The 14,402-nt window shown below is 54.5% G+C and carries 15 protein-coding genes; 10 read left to right on the top strand and 5 right to left on the bottom strand.

Annotated features, from left to right (window positions below; genetic code table 11):
• Positions 1-257 precede the first annotated feature (257 nt).
• The 3 genes from ACIP6T_RS10405 to ACIP6T_RS10395 all read left to right on the top strand — a co-directional run bounded on the left by ACIP6T_RS10405 (position 258) and on the right by ACIP6T_RS10395 (position 4,006).
• A complete protein-coding gene (locus ACIP6T_RS10405; protein WP_400457121.1) occupies positions 258-1,076 on the top strand; it encodes a phosphodiesterase in 819 nt (272 codons plus the stop codon).
• A 165-nt stretch (positions 1,077-1,241) separates the two neighbouring features.
• Positions 1,242-2,834, top strand: a complete 1,593-nt coding sequence (locus ACIP6T_RS10400) for a diguanylate cyclase (protein ID WP_400456774.1) — start codon at positions 1,242-1,244, stop codon at positions 2,832-2,834.
• A gap of 98 nt (positions 2,835-2,932) precedes the next feature.
• On the top strand, positions 2,933-4,006 hold the full coding sequence (locus ACIP6T_RS10395; protein ID WP_097096464.1) for an AI-2E family transporter: 1,074 nt from the start codon (positions 2,933-2,935) through the stop codon (positions 4,004-4,006).
• Between the two features lie 34 nt (positions 4,007-4,040).
• On the opposite strand, the gene bcp is transcribed toward ACIP6T_RS10395, so the two are convergent.
• Together bcp and ACIP6T_RS10385 are read right to left on the bottom strand one after the other, a co-directional pair.
• Complete coding sequence (gene bcp / locus ACIP6T_RS10390; RefSeq protein WP_097096465.1) at positions 4,041-4,508, bottom strand: thioredoxin-dependent thiol peroxidase; 468 nt, start codon at positions 4,506-4,508, stop codon at positions 4,041-4,043.
• A 142-nt stretch (positions 4,509-4,650) separates the two neighbouring features.
• Complete coding sequence (locus ACIP6T_RS10385) at positions 4,651-5,217, bottom strand: glycine cleavage system transcriptional repressor (RefSeq protein ID WP_097097667.1); 567 nt, start codon at positions 5,215-5,217, stop codon at positions 4,651-4,653.
• Positions 5,218-5,360: 143 nt separating this feature from the next.
• On the opposite strand from ACIP6T_RS10385, the gene dapA reads away from it, so the two are divergent.
• The 6 genes from dapA (at position 5,361) to ypfH (ending at position 11,954) form a co-directional block, all read left to right on the top strand.
• The gene (gene dapA, locus ACIP6T_RS10380) at positions 5,361-6,239 is read left to right on the top strand and encodes a 4-hydroxy-tetrahydrodipicolinate synthase (RefSeq protein WP_097096466.1); all 879 of its coding nucleotides are present in this window, start codon (positions 5,361-5,363) and stop codon (positions 6,237-6,239) included.
• A gap of 14 nt (positions 6,240-6,253) precedes the next feature.
• Positions 6,254-7,282, top strand: coding sequence for an outer membrane protein assembly factor BamC (gene bamC / locus ACIP6T_RS10375; RefSeq protein WP_097096467.1), 1,029 nt, complete (start codon positions 6,254-6,256; stop codon positions 7,280-7,282).
• A gap of 184 nt (positions 7,283-7,466) precedes the next feature.
• Positions 7,467-8,180: a phosphoribosylaminoimidazolesuccinocarboxamide synthase gene (purC, locus tag ACIP6T_RS10370; RefSeq protein WP_097097668.1), complete on the top strand. Its 714-nt coding sequence runs from the start codon at positions 7,467-7,469 to the stop codon at positions 8,178-8,180.
• Positions 8,181-8,345: 165 nt separating this feature from the next.
• Positions 8,346-9,215 (top strand): neutral zinc metallopeptidase, encoded by an 870-nt coding sequence (locus ACIP6T_RS10365; RefSeq protein ID WP_097096468.1) that lies wholly within the window; start codon positions 8,346-8,348, stop codon positions 9,213-9,215.
• Complete coding sequence (locus tag ACIP6T_RS10360; protein ID WP_400456770.1) at positions 9,215-11,185, top strand: tRNA(Met) cytidine acetyltransferase TmcA; 1,971 nt, start codon at positions 9,215-9,217, stop codon at positions 11,183-11,185. Before ACIP6T_RS10365 ends, ACIP6T_RS10360 begins: the two co-directional genes overlap by 1 nt.
• 73 nt (positions 11,186-11,258) lie before the next feature.
• Entirely contained in the window at positions 11,259-11,954 is a 696-nt protein-coding gene (ypfH, locus tag ACIP6T_RS10355) for an esterase (protein WP_400456767.1), read from the top strand.
• A gap of 90 nt (positions 11,955-12,044) precedes the next feature.
• On the opposite strand, the gene ACIP6T_RS10350 is transcribed toward ypfH, so the two are convergent.
• Genes ACIP6T_RS10350 through ACIP6T_RS10340 form a run of 3 tightly spaced genes read right to left on the bottom strand, consistent with a single transcriptional unit; the run spans position 12,045 to position 13,752 of the window.
• A complete protein-coding gene (locus ACIP6T_RS10350; RefSeq protein ID WP_097096471.1) occupies positions 12,045-12,233 on the bottom strand; it encodes a YpfN family protein in 189 nt (62 codons plus the stop codon).
• A gap of 21 nt (positions 12,234-12,254) precedes the next feature.
• On the bottom strand, positions 12,255-13,382 hold the full coding sequence (gene dapE, locus ACIP6T_RS10345; protein WP_345828771.1) for a succinyl-diaminopimelate desuccinylase: 1,128 nt from the start codon (positions 13,380-13,382) through the stop codon (positions 12,255-12,257).
• 1 nt (position 13,383) lies between these two features.
• On the bottom strand, positions 13,384-13,752 hold the full coding sequence (locus ACIP6T_RS10340) for an ArsC family reductase (protein ID WP_097096473.1): 369 nt from the start codon (positions 13,750-13,752) through the stop codon (positions 13,384-13,386).
• A 404-nt stretch (positions 13,753-14,156) separates the two neighbouring features.
• Here ACIP6T_RS10340 and ypfM point away from each other — a divergent pair, with 404 nt between their 5' ends.
• Positions 14,157-14,216 carry a protein YpfM gene (ypfM, locus tag ACIP6T_RS10335; protein WP_137386901.1) on the top strand — a complete coding sequence of 20 codons (60 nt, stop codon included), beginning with the start codon at positions 14,157-14,159 and terminating at the stop codon, positions 14,214-14,216.
• The last annotated feature ends 186 nt before the right edge of the window (positions 14,217-14,402 follow it).

The raw sequence follows: 14,402 nt of genomic DNA, 5'->3' as shown, positions 1-14,402 counted from the left end.
GCGCATAAATGCGCATCCCACCGTGAACGGATGCGGTTTTGTAGGATCGCCATTAATGGCGTAATGCTCGTCAGTTAAGCGTGAATCGGTCACCATGAATGGTGACCCTACGTGGATATCGCCGGGTTTTCGTAGGGTGCGCATTCATGCGCACCTGCATAAACAGGCATTTTTTTTCTTAAGTGAGCGGCATTACGCCATTAATGGCGACCAACAGGCGCTTACATATCCAGAGGAAAAGAGTTGTGTCTGAAGCCATGACGTTGATCGCGCAAATCAGCGATTTACACATTAAGGCGAACGGTCGCCTGTCGTACAAAAAAGTGGATACCCAGGCCGCGCTGCTGCGCGTGATTGAGACACTGAATCGCCTGGCGCCGCGCCCTGATATGGTGGTGATTACCGGTGATTTGGTCGATTTTGGCACGGCGGAAGAGTATCAAACCCTGCGTCTGGCGCTGGGGCAGCTGCTGCTGCCGTATCGGTTGATGCCCGGCAATCACGACGATCGCCAGGCCCTGCGGGCGGCGTTTCCCGATCATCACTATCTGCAACGCGGTGAAACGCTGAACTGGCAAGGGCAAGTAAAAGGCGTGCAGCTGCTGGCGCTGGATTCCAGCGTGCCGCAGCAGCCGTGGGGCTATGTCGATGAAACGCAGCTGCAGTGGCTGGATGAGCAGCTGCAGCGTGCGCCGCAGCTGCCGACGCTGGTGCTGTTGCATCATCCGCCCTTTGCCTGTGGTATTGAGCATATGGATAAACAGCCGCTGCGCAATCCCGATGCACTGGCGGCGATTATCCAACGCCATCCACAGGTGGAGCGCGTGCTCAGCGGCCATTTGCATCGTTCGGTACAGGCGCGTTTTGCCGGGACGCTGGCGTGCGTTGCGCCTGGCGTATCGCATCAGGTGGCATTTGATCTCACGGAAAATGGCCCGGCAAACTTTGTGCTGGAGCCGCCCGGATTCTTGTTACATCGCTGGCATGCAACGCAGGGCATGAGTACGCATCTGTGTGCCATTGGGGATTATCCGGGACCATGGCCGTTTTACGATGCGAATGGCCTGATTGATTAGTTCCAGCCTAGAGAAAGAATTGCGTGGGTCTGCCAGGATGCGTCGTGCTCAATCTGGCTTGTCGGTGTACAATTGTCCGTTCCTTCACCAGGACAAAGTATTCCAACAATAACAAGACTGTCAGGCACTCGAATTTATGAATCTACTCATTAGAGCGGGGGCGTTATGTTAGCGCGTCTCCGGCCAAAAACAGACCTGCGAACCCTGATCGCGCTCTTAGCGATTACCAGCATCGTGATCACGCTGGCCAACACCTTGTACGCCACCTGGCGCGTGCAGCGTATGGTCCTAATCGAAAGTACTTTGGAAGCCAATCGCGCTTACGCCGCTAAACTGGCAGCCACGACCGAAGTCTTCTTTCAGCTGGCTCAGTCGCAGCTGCACTACAGCGCGACGCAGTTGGGCAATGATTTTGATAATGCCGATCTGGCGCAGCAGGAAGTGAACCGCCTGCGTGAGCAAACCAACAGCTTTAACTCGGTTGCGGTAGTGGACAGTAATGGGATTGTGAAAGCGATTTCGCCGGAATCACTGATGCTGAAAGGCATGCAATTGACCAGCCAGTCATCGCGTGAAGCGCTAGCAAAGCGTCAGCCGATGGTAAGTAAGCCCAGCATCTCCGCCGCCAATAACCTGATTGTCTTTGTCTCCTGGCCGATCATCAGCAAAGACGGCCGCTATCGAGGCTATGTTGGTGGCACCATTTATCTGAAAAAGAAAAGCATTCTGAACGCGCTGCTCGGCGAGCAGTACTATCGCGATGGCACCCATGTTTACGTGTTGGACCGCAATAATCAGGTGCTCTATCACCAGAATAGCCAGCTGATTGGCAAAAGTGTGCCTGGCATCATTAGCGATCGCCAGCGTCAGGAGCACACCAACGGGGAAGTGCAGCTGACCGAAGGGGATGTGGCCAAACTTGCCGGCTACGCCATCGTCCCCACGACCGGTTGGATGGTGGTGGCATTGAAGCCGACCCATGTTACGCTGGCGCCGCTCTCGGGTTTGTTATTGAAAGTATTGAAAAACTCGGTGCCGTTTGCGCTGCTGACCCTGTTGGTGGCGGTGATTCTGGCGCGATTGATTGCGCTGCCGCTTTGGCAATTGGCGCGGAAAGCCAGCCAAATGGATTCACAGGGCGTATCGAGCGAGATTCGTGGCATTCGCGCCTGGTATTTTGAAGCGGCGCAGGTGAAACGCGCGCTGCTCACCGGCATTGGCTTAGTACAGGACAAGATTGGCCGGCTGAAATCCGAAGTGCAAACCGATCCCATGACTAATCTGCTTAATCGACGTGGCCTGAGCGCGGTACTCGACTACTTCGCCACCATGCGCCAGCCTTTTTCGGTGCTGGCGCTGGATATCGATCACTTCAAGCGGGTTAACGATACCTTTGGCCATGATGTCGGTGATGAGGTCATCAAGCATGTCGCGCGAACTCTGCGCAACAGTGCCCGTCAAACCGATGTGGTGTGTCGCAACGGCGGGGAGGAATTCCTGATGCTGCTGCCGGCCACATCAGTGGAGGATGCACGTATACTGGCCGAACGTGTGCGCACCAGTATCGCGGAAAACTGGATTGACGATGTGGGCAATGTCACGCTGTCGGTGGGCATTGCCGATTGGCAGCCTGATGAGGGAACGCAGGAGCAGAGCCTGAAGCAGGCCGATGCCGCGCTTTATCAAGCAAAAAACGCCGGACGAAACTGCGTGATGATCTCCGGTCAGGATGCGTTGGTCAGTAGCATTACCCATTAACCCTCCCTTTCATGCACGTTCTGCCGCGGCGCAATGTATTGCGTGATCTATCGCGCCGCTACAGAATGTGCGCTCTTCTGTTTTCAAGGATGTTTTGCATGCTCGTTCTGCTTTATCAATGGTACAAACGCCGCTTCAGCGATCCGCAAGCCATTGGCCTGTTAGTGATTCTGCTGGCGGCGTTTTGTATTTTGTTCTTCTTCAGCGGCTTGCTGGCACCGCTGCTGGTGGCATTAGTACTGGCGTATCTGCTTGAGTGGCCAACGGTACGTTTACAGCGGGTAGGCTGTAGCCGCACCTGGGCAACCAGCGTGGTGTTAGTGATGTTTGCGGGCATTTTGTTGGTCATGGTGTTGATTGTCGCCCCCGTGGCCTGGCAGCAGGGTATTAATCTCACGCGTGATTTACCTAATATGCTGAATAAACTCTACGTATTTGCTGCCGGCTTGCCGAAGCGCTATCCGGCGCTGGTTGATGCCGGCATCATTGATATCATCGTTGAAAACCTGCGCAGCCGTTTAACGGGGCTGGGCGATTCGCTGGTGAAGTATTCGCTGGCGTCGCTGGTGGGATTGATGACGCTGATGATCTATCTGGTGCTGGTACCGCTAATGGTGTTCTTCCTGCTGAAAGATAAAGAGCAGATGCTGAACGCGGTGCGTCGCGTGCTGCCGCGCAATCGCGGTCTGGCGGGCGTGGTATGGCAAGAGATGAATCAGCAAATAACCAACTACATCCGCGGCAAAGTTCTGGAAATGGTGGCTGTGGGGTTTGTCACCTGGCTGGCCTTCCTGATGCTAGGACTCAACTATTCCCTATTGCTGGCGGTGCTGGTAGGCGTTTCGGTGTTGATTCCTTATATCGGCGCGATGGTCGTCACCCTTCCCGTGATCGGCGTCGGCTTGTTCCAGTGGGGATTAGGCAGCGATTTCTGGACGATGATCGCCATCTATCTGGTGATTCAGGCGCTGGATGGCAATATTCTGGTGCCGATTCTGTTCTCTGAAGCGGTTAATTTGCATCCGCTGGTGATCATTCTGTCCGTGGTGATTTTTGGCGGGATGTGGGGATTCTGGGGCGTGTTCTTTGCGATTCCGTTGGCAACGCTGGTGAAGGCCGTGGTGCGTGCGTGGCCTGAAACGCCAGCGCTGGACGCGCCACACGCGGAGTGACAGAAAACGGGTGCGATAGTCGCACCCGTTTTCTTTAGGCTGATTTCAAATAATCCAGCACGATATCGTGGTGGTTAGCGGTTTTGAAATCGTCGAACACTTTCTCGACCTTGCCTTCGCCATCGATCAGGAAGCTGATGCGGTGAATGCCGTCATAGGTTTTACCCATAAAGGTTTTCTCACCCCACACGCCAAACTGCTCGCACACCTGATGATCTTCATCGGATAGCAGCGTGAAATTCAGCATCTCTTTATCGGCAAAGCGCGACAGTTTCTCGGCTTTATCGGTGCTGATGCCCAGTACCGTGACACCCTCCGTTTTCAACTCATCCATGTTGTCGCGCAGACCGCAGGCCTGCACGGTGCAACCCGGCGTCATGGCTTTCGGATAGAAATAGACCAGAACACGCTGTCCCTGGAAGTCGGCCAAATTTACTTGTTCGCCGTCCTGATCGGGCAAGCTAAATTTCGGTGCAGTATCACCGGCTTTCAGTGGATTCATCACAACTCTCCATTTTTTCGACATGCTGTGGGTAATACACCATCAAGAGCGAAAGTGCCAGATGGGGTTTACCGTCAGGGTTATTTCACTACACGGTTTGCGTATGACGGCAGAGTGTGTGGCGAAATAACCCGGAGCCTGATTAAACGCTGCTGTCTGCATCGTCGGTGACACTATAAAGACGAATTGAGCCTTGTGCATGCAGTTCTTCACACAGCTGATTAAACGCCTGCTCAATTGGCGCGCTGACGGGATTTGCCGGGCTGTGCGCCGTCATCTGAATATAGAGCGTAGGCGCCACGTCGTCCTGTGCCGGTTTAATCCGCGAAACCAGTTCGGCGATATTCATCTGGTGTTTATCGAACAAATCGGTGAAACGCTCAATAATATGCGGTGAATCGGGCACTTCAACCTGCACCCAAACTGTTGCCGGCATCGGTGGCGTGGCGCGCGCATTGGTGCGCTTCATCACAATCAGCAGCTCCAGTTCGGCACCTTTCATCGGCAGCGTTGATTCAATCAGGGTTATCGCATTCCAGCTACCGGATAACAGCATAATAAAGGTGAACTCATCACCCAGCATTGCCAGGCGGCTGTCTTCAATATTACAGCCGCAGCTGCTGACGTGACGGGTGATGGTATTGACGATACCTGGACGATCAACGCCCAACGCGGTGATCACCAGATGGTGAGGCTGTGACTGCGGCAAAATGGCATTTCCTGTACGTTCGCTAATAACCATAAGGTAAACATAAAAAAAACTGCTGACAAGGGCAGGAATGGCGTGGCTCACTTGCTTTTCTTTCAATGTAAAACGTAACATGAGGCACTTGTTTGTCGAGGGGATAGCCCATGTTCACCGGAAGTATTGTTGCGCTCATTACGCCAATGAATGAAAAAGGTAATGTCTGCCGCGAAAGTCTAAAAAAACTGATTGATTATCATGTTGCCAGCGGCACCGCGGCGATTGTTTCTGTTGGCACTACCGGCGAATCTGCCACGCTGAGCCATGAAGAGCATGGTGATGTTGTTATGCAAACGCTGGAACTGGCGGATGGCCGTATTCCGGTTATCGCAGGCACCGGCGCTAATGCCACAGCCGAAGGCATCTCTCTGACAAAACGCTTTACCGGCAGCGGCGTGGTGGGCTGTTTGACAGTAACGCCTTACTACAACCGTCCCACTCAGGAAGGGCTGTTCCAGCACTTTAAAGCCATTGCCGAAAGTACCGATCTGCCGCAGATGCTGTATAACGTTCCTTCGCGTACCGGTTGCGACATGCTGCCGGAAACCGTCGCGCGTTTAGCCGAAATAAAAAATATTATCGGAATCAAAGAGGCCACCGGGAACTTATCACGTATCTCACAGATCCAAGAGCTGGTTAATGATGAGTTCATCATCGTCAGTGGCGATGACGCCACGGCGCTGGACTCAATGCAACTGGGCGGCAAAGGCGTAATTTCAGTCACGGCTAACATTGCAGCGCGTGAAATGGTAGAACTCTGTGCCTTGGCGCAACAGGGCAAATTCGCCGAAGCGCGTCGCCTGAATCAGCGTCTGATGCATCTGCACCAGACGCTTTTCTGTGAACCCAATCCAATCCCGGTGAAATGGGCAGCAAAACAGCTAGGATTAATCGCGGATGACACGCTGCGCTTGCCAATGACGCCTCTGACCGATGCCGGTCAGGCAAAAACGGCTCAAGCGCTGATTAAAGCGGGTCTGCGATAATTTAGGGAGAATCAATGAGTTATTCAGTTAAGCGCTCGACGCTGGCAACGGTTGTGGGCCTTTCCACCCTGATGCTGCTAACAGCGTGTTCCAACGATCAGCGTTATAAGCGCCAGGTCAGTGGTGATGAATCTTACCTGCAGGCGCCGGAACTGCATGATTTAAAAGCCCCGGCGGGCATGATTCTGCCGCTGCAGAATGGTGATTATGATGTTCCGCATAGCGTGGCAAAAGGCGCGGTAGGTAAAGAGCTCGATATTCGTCCGCCTGCCCAGCCGCTGGCGCTGCTGAACGGTACACGTGCGCAGTTCACCGGTAACACCGGCGTGCTGGCCATCGAAAGCAGCCGGGGTTCTATCTGGTCACAGGTTGTTGGCGTTATTCAGTCTTACAAATTCCCGATTGCCCAGCGTGATGATGCTTCACAGCAGCTGACCACCGATTGGGTGCAGTGGAACCGTGCAGACGAAGATAACCAGTATCGCGGTCGCTACCAGATCAGCGTACAGAATCAAAGCTACCAGCAAGTGCTGACGGTACGTCTGCTTGAGCTGCAGCAGTCAGGACAGGCCGTAACGTCTCCGGCGCAAATCCAACGCTATACCGGCCAGATGTTGAACGACATCAGCACCGGCCTGGATAAAGTGGATTCTGCCAGCCAGGATGCGGCCGCAAACCGCGCGACCGGACAGATTGACGTCCAGAGCGGTGCGGATGACACCGGTTTACCGCTGCTGATTCTGCGTGCACCGTTTAACGTCACCTGGCAGCGTTTGCCAGCAGCGCTAAAACGCGTGGGGATGGAAGTCACTGACGACAACCGTTCGCAAGGTAGCCTGAAAGTCACCTACAAGCAGCCGGGCAGCGGCGTGTGGGATGAAATTGGCGCCAAAGATCCGGAATTACCGAACGGCGATTACAAATTGCAGGTTGGCGATCTGGATAACCGCAGCAGTCTGCAGTTCATCGATCCAAAAGGTCATGTGCTAACCCAGACGCAGAACGATGCGCTGGTGCAAGTGATTCAAGGCGCGTTGAAATAAATTGCCAAAGGGCCGGAGATTCTCCGGCCTTTTTGTTTTGGATTTGTCATTCGTTTGCCGCCTTCCTGCATCTCGAATTATTTTGTGTATAATAGCGCCCGGCGAAGTAAACGATTGCGTCACGCAGTCGGCGCGCGGTGAAGCACCGCTGAACACGGGTTTTTTCATGTTTGGAGTTAACAAGATGCAAAAGCGAGCTGAGTTGTATCGCGGTAAAGCGAAAACCGTATACAGCACCGATAATCCGGATCTGCTGGTACTTGAATTCCGCAACGATACGTCAGCAGGAGACGGTGCACGAATCGAGCAGTTTGATCGCAAAGGAATGGTCAATAACAAGTTTAACCATTTCATCATGACCAAATTGCAGGAAGCGGGCATTCCTACCCAGATGGAAGCGCTGCTGTCAGATAACGAAGCGCTGGTGAAAAAGCTAGAGATGGTGCCGGTCGAGTGCGTGGTACGCAACCGTGCGGCAGGATCGCTGGTAAAACGTCTGGGCGTGGAGGAGGGCATTGTGCTCAATCCACCGCTGTTTGATCTCTTCCTGAAAGATGACGCTAAACACGACCCGATGGTCAACGAATCCTATTGCGAAACCTTCGGCTGGGTCAGCAAAGCCAACCTGGCGCGAATGCAAGAGCTGACCTTTAAAGCCAACGATGTGCTGAGCAAGCTGTTTGATGACGCGGGCTTAATCCTGGTCGACTTCAAGCTGGAATTTGGCCTGTTCAACGGCGAAGTGGTGCTCGGCGATGAGTTCTCGCCAGACGGCGCGCGTCTGTGGGATAAAAACACCCTGGACAAAATGGATAAAGACCGTTTCCGCCAGAGCCTCGGTGGGCTGGTTGAAGCCTACGAAGAAGTCGCCCAGCGTTTGGGTGTGAAGCTGGATTAAGTCCATCCATCAAGCTTGTAAGGTCGTCATTTATGACGACCTTTTTTATGTCCGCAATACAGGTCGTCATTAATGACGGCCCTACGGTGTTATGTGACTACAACACTGGTGCTTCCCGCTGACGCCAACTAAAATCATGCCAAACATGTTTAAAGGAGTTAGACCATGCGCTGGCAAGGGCGTCGTGAGAGCGACAACGTAGAAGATCGACGCAATGACTCACCCGGCTTTGGCAGCGGCGGTGGGCGGCAAATTCGCATTCCACGCGGCAAAGGTGGCCTGATTTTACTGGTGGTAGTCGCCGTGGCGGGCTATTACGGTTACGATCTTACCGCGTTGCTGGAAGGCGGTGGCAGTGTCGCACCCACATCGCAGCAGCGTCAGGTGAACTCGGCGCAAAGTAATGAAGATGCCAAATTCACCTCGGTAATTCTGGCGACGACTGAGGATACCTGGAGCAAGCTGTTCCAGCAGATGAATAAACAGTACGTGCCGCCGAAGCTGGTGATGTACCGCGGTGCGACGCGTACTAATTGTGGTACCGGCCAATCGGCGATGGGACCGTTTTACTGTCCAGCCGACCAAACCGTCTATATCGACTTGTCGTTTTACGATGATATGAAAACCAAACTGGGTGCCGGCGGCGATTTTGCTCAGGGCTATGTCATTGCTCATGAAGTCGGCCATCACGTACAAAAACTGTTGGGCATTGAGCCTAAAGTTCGCCAGATGCAGCAGGGCGCGAGCCAGGTGCAGGCAAATCAGCTGTCGGTGAAAATGGAGTTGCAGGCTGATTGCTTCGCCGGCGTCTGGGGCCATTACATGCAGCAGCAGAACATCTTAGAAGTGGGCGATTTGCAGGAAGCGCTGAATGCCGCTGAAGCGATTGGCGACGATCGCCTGCAGCAGAAAGGGCAGGGCCGCGTGGTGCCGGATAGCTTCACTCATGGCACCTCGCAGCAGCGTTACACCTGGCTGAAGCGCGGTTTCGATAGTGGCGATCCGGGCCAGTGCAACACCTTCGCTAGCAACTGATGTCTTTAGTTGACGTGACGGCGGCAATGCAGCGTGCGGGCATTCGTCGCCTGTGCGCGATCGGTGGCGATGCCGATTGGGTATGGCAGCAAGCCGCCCGCTGGCGCGCAGAGCTACCCGGTGATTGGCTCACGCTCAGCGACAGCCATGAGCTTCCTGACGCCGTTGCGCCCACCGCACTGCGTACTTTGTTAGGGCGTGAATTCCAGCATGCAATCTTTGATGCGCGTGACGGTTTCCATGCCGAAGCCTTTGCGGCGCTGGCGGGCACCTTGCGTGCGGGCAGCTGGCTGTTGCTGCTGACGCCCGCGTGGAAAAGCTGGCCGAATCAACCTGATGCTGACAGCCTGCGCTGGGCTGATGTCGCAGAGCCCATCGCCACACCGCATTTCATCCAGCATCTGCAATCGCTTATGCTGCGCGATCCGCAGGTGATGTTACTGCGTCAACATCAGCCCGTGCGCCAGGCCGCCGGGATAGATTGGCCGGCGTGGCGCTGTCAGGCACCGCAGCAGCAGGCACAGATGCTGCAACAGCTCTCAGCAATGCCCAAAGGCGTTGCGGTGATTACCGCCGCGCGCGGTCGTGGTAAATCAGCGCTAGCCGGCATGCTGGCGCAGCACAATCAGCACGCCTTAGTTACCGCTCCAGCCAAAGTTTCAACCGACGTGCTAGCCGCGTTTGCCGGTGAGCATTTCCGTTTTATGGCGCCGGATGCCATCCTCGCACTGGAATCGCCTCCACCGGCGCAATGGCTGATTGTTGATGAAGCGGCCGCGATCCCTGCGCCGCTGTTGCAGCAGCTGGTGCAACGCTTTCCACGCGTACTGCTCACCACCACCGTGCAAGGTTATGAAGGCACCGGGCGCGGTTTTATGCTGCGTTTCTGCGCCACGTTGCCCGATGTGCGCTACTTCCAGCTCGACGAGCCGTTGCGCTGGTCGCCCAACGATCCGCTGGAGCAGTGGCTCAGCCAGGCGCTGCTGTTTGAAGATGCGCAGGAAAACCGCGTAAACGCTGAAATCGCGATTTATCCAGCCACGCCACAACACAATTTACCGGCGCTGGAAGCGGGTTATCGCCTGCTTGCCAGCGCGCACTATCGTACTTCACCGCTGGATTTGCGTCGGATGCTGGATGCGCCCGGCATGCGCTTTTGGTTAGCCGGCGAAGCTGAACACATCACCGGCGCGCTGTGGCTGGTGGAGGAGGGCGGTTTAGCGCAGCCGCTTGCCGATGCAGTATGGGCGGGTTATCGTCGGCCGCGCGGTAATCTGGTGGCACAGTCGCTAGCGGCACATGCCGGGTTCGCTGAGGCAGCAACATTGCGCTCATTGCGTATTAGCCGAATTGCGGTCCAGGCGGCCAAGCGCCAGCGCGGAATCGGCAAAACCCTGGTGGCTACCGCACGGCAACAGGCACAGGATTATGACTACCTTTCCGTGAGCTTTGGCTACACTGAGGCGCTGTGGCAGTTCTGGCGCGCCTGTGGATTTACGCTGGTACGTATTGGTTCGCAGCGCGAAGCCAGCAGCGGTTGTTATGCCGCCATGGCGATGTTGGCGATCACGCCGGCGGGAAGCGCCTTACAGCAGCAGGCTGCACAGCGGCTCGCCCGTGATTGGCCGTGGCTACAAGATCTTGTCGATCTGCCGTTGGTGATTGCTAGCGATGCCAATCAGCAATTGAATGAGGATGATGAGTGGCTGCTGGCAGGGTTTGCCTGGGCACTGCGACCGTTTGAAGCCAGCTATGCCGCGCTGCAGCGTTTGGTACGCCACTCTCCTTCACCGCTATTGAATGCCATCCTGCTGCAAAAACAAACGCTACACGATGTCGCGCAACATGTCGGTCTTAACGGGCGTAAAGCATTGATGCATAAGCTGCGCGGCGAGGTTGCGCAGGTGCTGATCCAACACGATGCACATGCCGCAGATCGCTGGCAGCAGCGGCTCCGCTCGTTGCAATAAATCCATTATCTCGTTCAAATTTTCCCGATATCTCTGTGCGAGCAGCGGCGTATAGTGATTGCAGGAGGATCTTATGGCACTACGATATGTAATTGTTCAGCAGCCGAGCAGTGCAGCACAGCTGTTTCTGCTGTATCACGGCGTAAACGATAACCCTGATTCGATGGCGCAGATTGGCAGCTGGTTCGCCAAAGCGTTTCCGCAGGCGCTGGTGGTTTCTGTTGGTGCGCCCTATGCCGGCAGTGCGCCGCAGGGACGGCAATGGTTTGTCGAAATTCCGCCGCACGATCGTTCGGAGCAGCAGGGCGTCGATGCGATAATGCCTGAATTCATTGCCTCGGTGCGTCACTGGCAGCAGAAGAGCGGCGTTCGTGCTGAAGCCACTGCGCTGGTAGGATTTTCGCAAGGTGGAATGATGGTGCTGGAAGGCATAAAAGCGCAGCCGGATCTGGCAGGGCGAGCCATTGTGTTTAGTGGACGCTACGCCACGCTGCCGCAGCGTGCAACAACGCGCAACACCATCCATTTGATTCATGGCGATGAAGACGATCAGATTCCGCTACAGCATGCGGAGGCGGCAAAGCAGCGGCTCATTTTATTAGGCGGCGATGTGACGTTGGATATTGTTGAAGACTTGCCACACGCGATTGACGACCGCAGCATGGAACTGGCGCTCAATCACCTGCGCTATACCGTGCCGCGTCGTTACTTCGATGAAGCGTTGAGCGGCGCTAAACCTGGCGATGATGATGTGGTGATGATGATCTAGCCGCGCAACGTAGGGGGTGCATTAATGCACCCCGGGAATCGGTCGCCATAAATGGCGACCCTACATTTTCAGAATGGCTTTTAACTGTGGTTATTTCTTTTTCGGCCAGTCGTCCTCATCATCCCATTTATCGTTAAAATCACGATGCGGCGGCAAATCCGGCTTGTTTTCCATGAATTTTTTATGGTCAATACGTTTTAGGTCTTTGTAAACGTTCATCAAAATACCGACCATTAGCAGGATCACCAGGATCCACCAGTACTCTTTAAAGAATTCCATCCCTTATCTCCTTCTGCGCGCTTAGGCGATCAGCTGTTCCATGATGCGCTGGTACATACGGCTCAACATCTGCAAATCTGACGCCTTCACGCACTCGTTAATCTTATGAATGGTGGCATTCACCGGGCCCAGTTCTACCACTTGCGCTCCCATGCGGGCGATGAAGCGCCCATCGGAGGTGCCGCCGGTGGTGAGCAACTGCGGCTTAATCTCATTATAGTGCGTGACAGCATTCACTACGGCATCAACCAGCTTACCGCGTGAAGTCAGGAACGGCTGACCGGAAACATTCCACTCCAGCGTATAGCGTAACTGGTGACGATCCAGCAACGCTGCCACGCGATCTTTAATCATTTGATCGGTGAGCTGCGTGCTGAAGCGGAAGTTAAACTGCACAAAGCATTCACCGGGGATCACGTTATTGCTGCCGGTACCCGCCTGAACATTGGCAATTTGCATGCTGGTGGGCGGGAAGAATTCGTTACCTTCATCCCACACCGTCGCCACCAACTCATTCAACGCGGGCATGGCGCGATGTACCGGATTATCCGCCAGATGCGGATACGCCACATGGCCCTGCACGCCGTGAAGGGTTAGATTTGCCGTCATGGATCCGCGACGACCGTTTTTCACCACGTCGCCAACAATCTCGGTGCTTGACGGCTCGCCGACCAGGCAGTAATCCATGCGTTCGTTGCGCGCCATTAAACGCTCAACCACTTTTACCGTACCGTTAACCGCGCTGGCTTCTTCATCCGAGGTAATCAGGAAAGCCAGACGCCCTTTATGCTGAGGATGAGCGGCGACAAAGCGTTCTGCTGCCACCACCATCGCCGCCAGCGAGCCCTTCATGTCAGCTGCACCGCGGCCAAACAGCATGCCGTCGCGGATGCTGGGTTCGAACGGCGGGCTGATCCAGCGATTGGCATCGCCTGGCGGCACCACATCGGTATGACCCGCAAATGCCAGCGTTTCGCCCTGACCGCGCGTTGCCCAAAAGTTTAGCGTATCGCCAATGTGCATCGGTTCAACGCGAAAGCCGATAGCCTCCAGACGCGCAATCAGCAACGCCTGGCAACCGGCATCATCCGGGCTGAGAGAGGGGCGACGGATAAGCTGCTGAGCCAGCTCAATGACCGGACAAAACATGTTATGACTTCTCCTGGATAAACGCGTGGTAAAGGGAATCGTTGAAGCCGACCAGCAGATCGCCCTGCGGCGACGCCAATACCGGGCGCTTGATGATGGCCGGCTGGGCGAGCATCACGGCTTTGGCGCTGTCTGCATCGTTAACGGCCGCGCGCTCGGCTTCTGGCAGCTTACGCCAGGTGGTGCCCCGCGTGTTGAGTAGCGCTTCATAACCTAACTGATCAATAAAAGATTGCAGCAGCGCATCATCAAGGCCATCAACGCGATAATCATGAAAACGATAGTCGATGCCGGATGATGCTAAAGAGTTGCGTGCTTTTTTTATCGTGTCGCAATTTTTAATTCCGTACATCACCCACTGCGCTGTCATCGCTTATTCCCATTTTGATAAAAATAAAGCGCGAGTTTACCACAGCGCTCTAAGTGCCGTGAGCGTTGACGGCGGCTGTACGCTTTATTGCTGGATTTTTCATGACAATTTTACGGCGATAAATTTTATTACTTAGATCCAGTAAGCGCTTTCATTCACGCCTTCAATAATCACCTGCAGCATCATCAGGCCACTAAGGATTATCTTAAGCGTGAATGTGTGCTACTCAATGCAAAACTCACTTTTTCCTAGCAGCATTAGCGGGTTGCTGAAATGTGCGTCAGTACACAATTTCAGAAAATTGCAGCTTTTGTTTACTTTTGCCGATAGTGATAACAGGTGGAAGCGTATTCACCTGTAGAAAAAATCGGCGTAGAATCGCCACTACAATAAGAGAGGGTTTTATGGTCGACACTGAAATGGGAAACTGGAAAGAATTTATCGAAGCGATGTTACGTAAGTAACGCGTGAAGAGAAAAGCAGGGCACTTCCCAACTTGCTGTAATTCTTACCACACACAACAATAAAGCCGCCATGTATGCAATGGCGGCTTTTTTATTGCGTCGTCACGGGCCTTTAAAAAACGGTCGCCATAAATGGCGATCCTGCGGTTGGGGTATGCACGGACGTAGGGGCGTCATTTATGACGA

The organism is Pantoea sp. NPDC088449, from assembly GCF_044753225.1.
GTDB lineage: Bacteria > Pseudomonadota > Gammaproteobacteria > Enterobacterales > Enterobacteriaceae > Pantoea > Pantoea floridensis.
This window is presented reverse-complemented; position numbering and strand designations above follow the sequence as displayed.

Excerpts from the sequence above, each read along its gene's own strand:
- ACIP6T_RS10405 (WP_400457121.1), top strand. The coding sequence starts at position 258 with ATGACGTTGATCGCGCAAATCAGCGATTTACACATTAAGGCGAACGGT.
- ACIP6T_RS10400 (WP_400456774.1), top strand. The coding sequence starts at position 1,242 with ATGTTAGCGCGTCTCCGGCCAAAAACAGACCTGCGAACCCTGATCGCG.
- ACIP6T_RS10395 (WP_097096464.1), top strand. The coding sequence starts at position 2,933 with ATGCTCGTTCTGCTTTATCAATGGTACAAACGCCGCTTCAGCGATCCG.
- bcp (WP_097096465.1), bottom strand. The coding sequence starts at position 4,508 with ATGAATCCACTGAAAGCCGGTGATACTGCACCGAAATTTAGCTTGCCC.
- dapA (WP_097096466.1), top strand. The coding sequence starts at position 5,361 with ATGTTCACCGGAAGTATTGTTGCGCTCATTACGCCAATGAATGAAAAA.
- bamC (WP_097096467.1), top strand. The coding sequence starts at position 6,254 with ATGAGTTATTCAGTTAAGCGCTCGACGCTGGCAACGGTTGTGGGCCTT.
- purC (WP_097097668.1), top strand. The coding sequence starts at position 7,467 with ATGCAAAAGCGAGCTGAGTTGTATCGCGGTAAAGCGAAAACCGTATAC.
- ACIP6T_RS10365 (WP_097096468.1), top strand. The coding sequence starts at position 8,346 with ATGCGCTGGCAAGGGCGTCGTGAGAGCGACAACGTAGAAGATCGACGC.
- ACIP6T_RS10360 (WP_400456770.1), top strand. The coding sequence starts at position 9,215 with ATGTCTTTAGTTGACGTGACGGCGGCAATGCAGCGTGCGGGCATTCGT.
- ypfH (WP_400456767.1), top strand. The coding sequence starts at position 11,259 with ATGGCACTACGATATGTAATTGTTCAGCAGCCGAGCAGTGCAGCACAG.
- ACIP6T_RS10350 (WP_097096471.1), bottom strand. The coding sequence starts at position 12,233 with ATGGAATTCTTTAAAGAGTACTGGTGGATCCTGGTGATCCTGCTAATG.
- dapE (WP_345828771.1), bottom strand. The coding sequence starts at position 13,382 with ATGTTTTGTCCGGTCATTGAGCTGGCTCAGCAGCTTATCCGTCGCCCC.
- ACIP6T_RS10340 (WP_097096473.1), bottom strand. The coding sequence starts at position 13,752 with ATGACAGCGCAGTGGGTGATGTACGGAATTAAAAATTGCGACACGATA.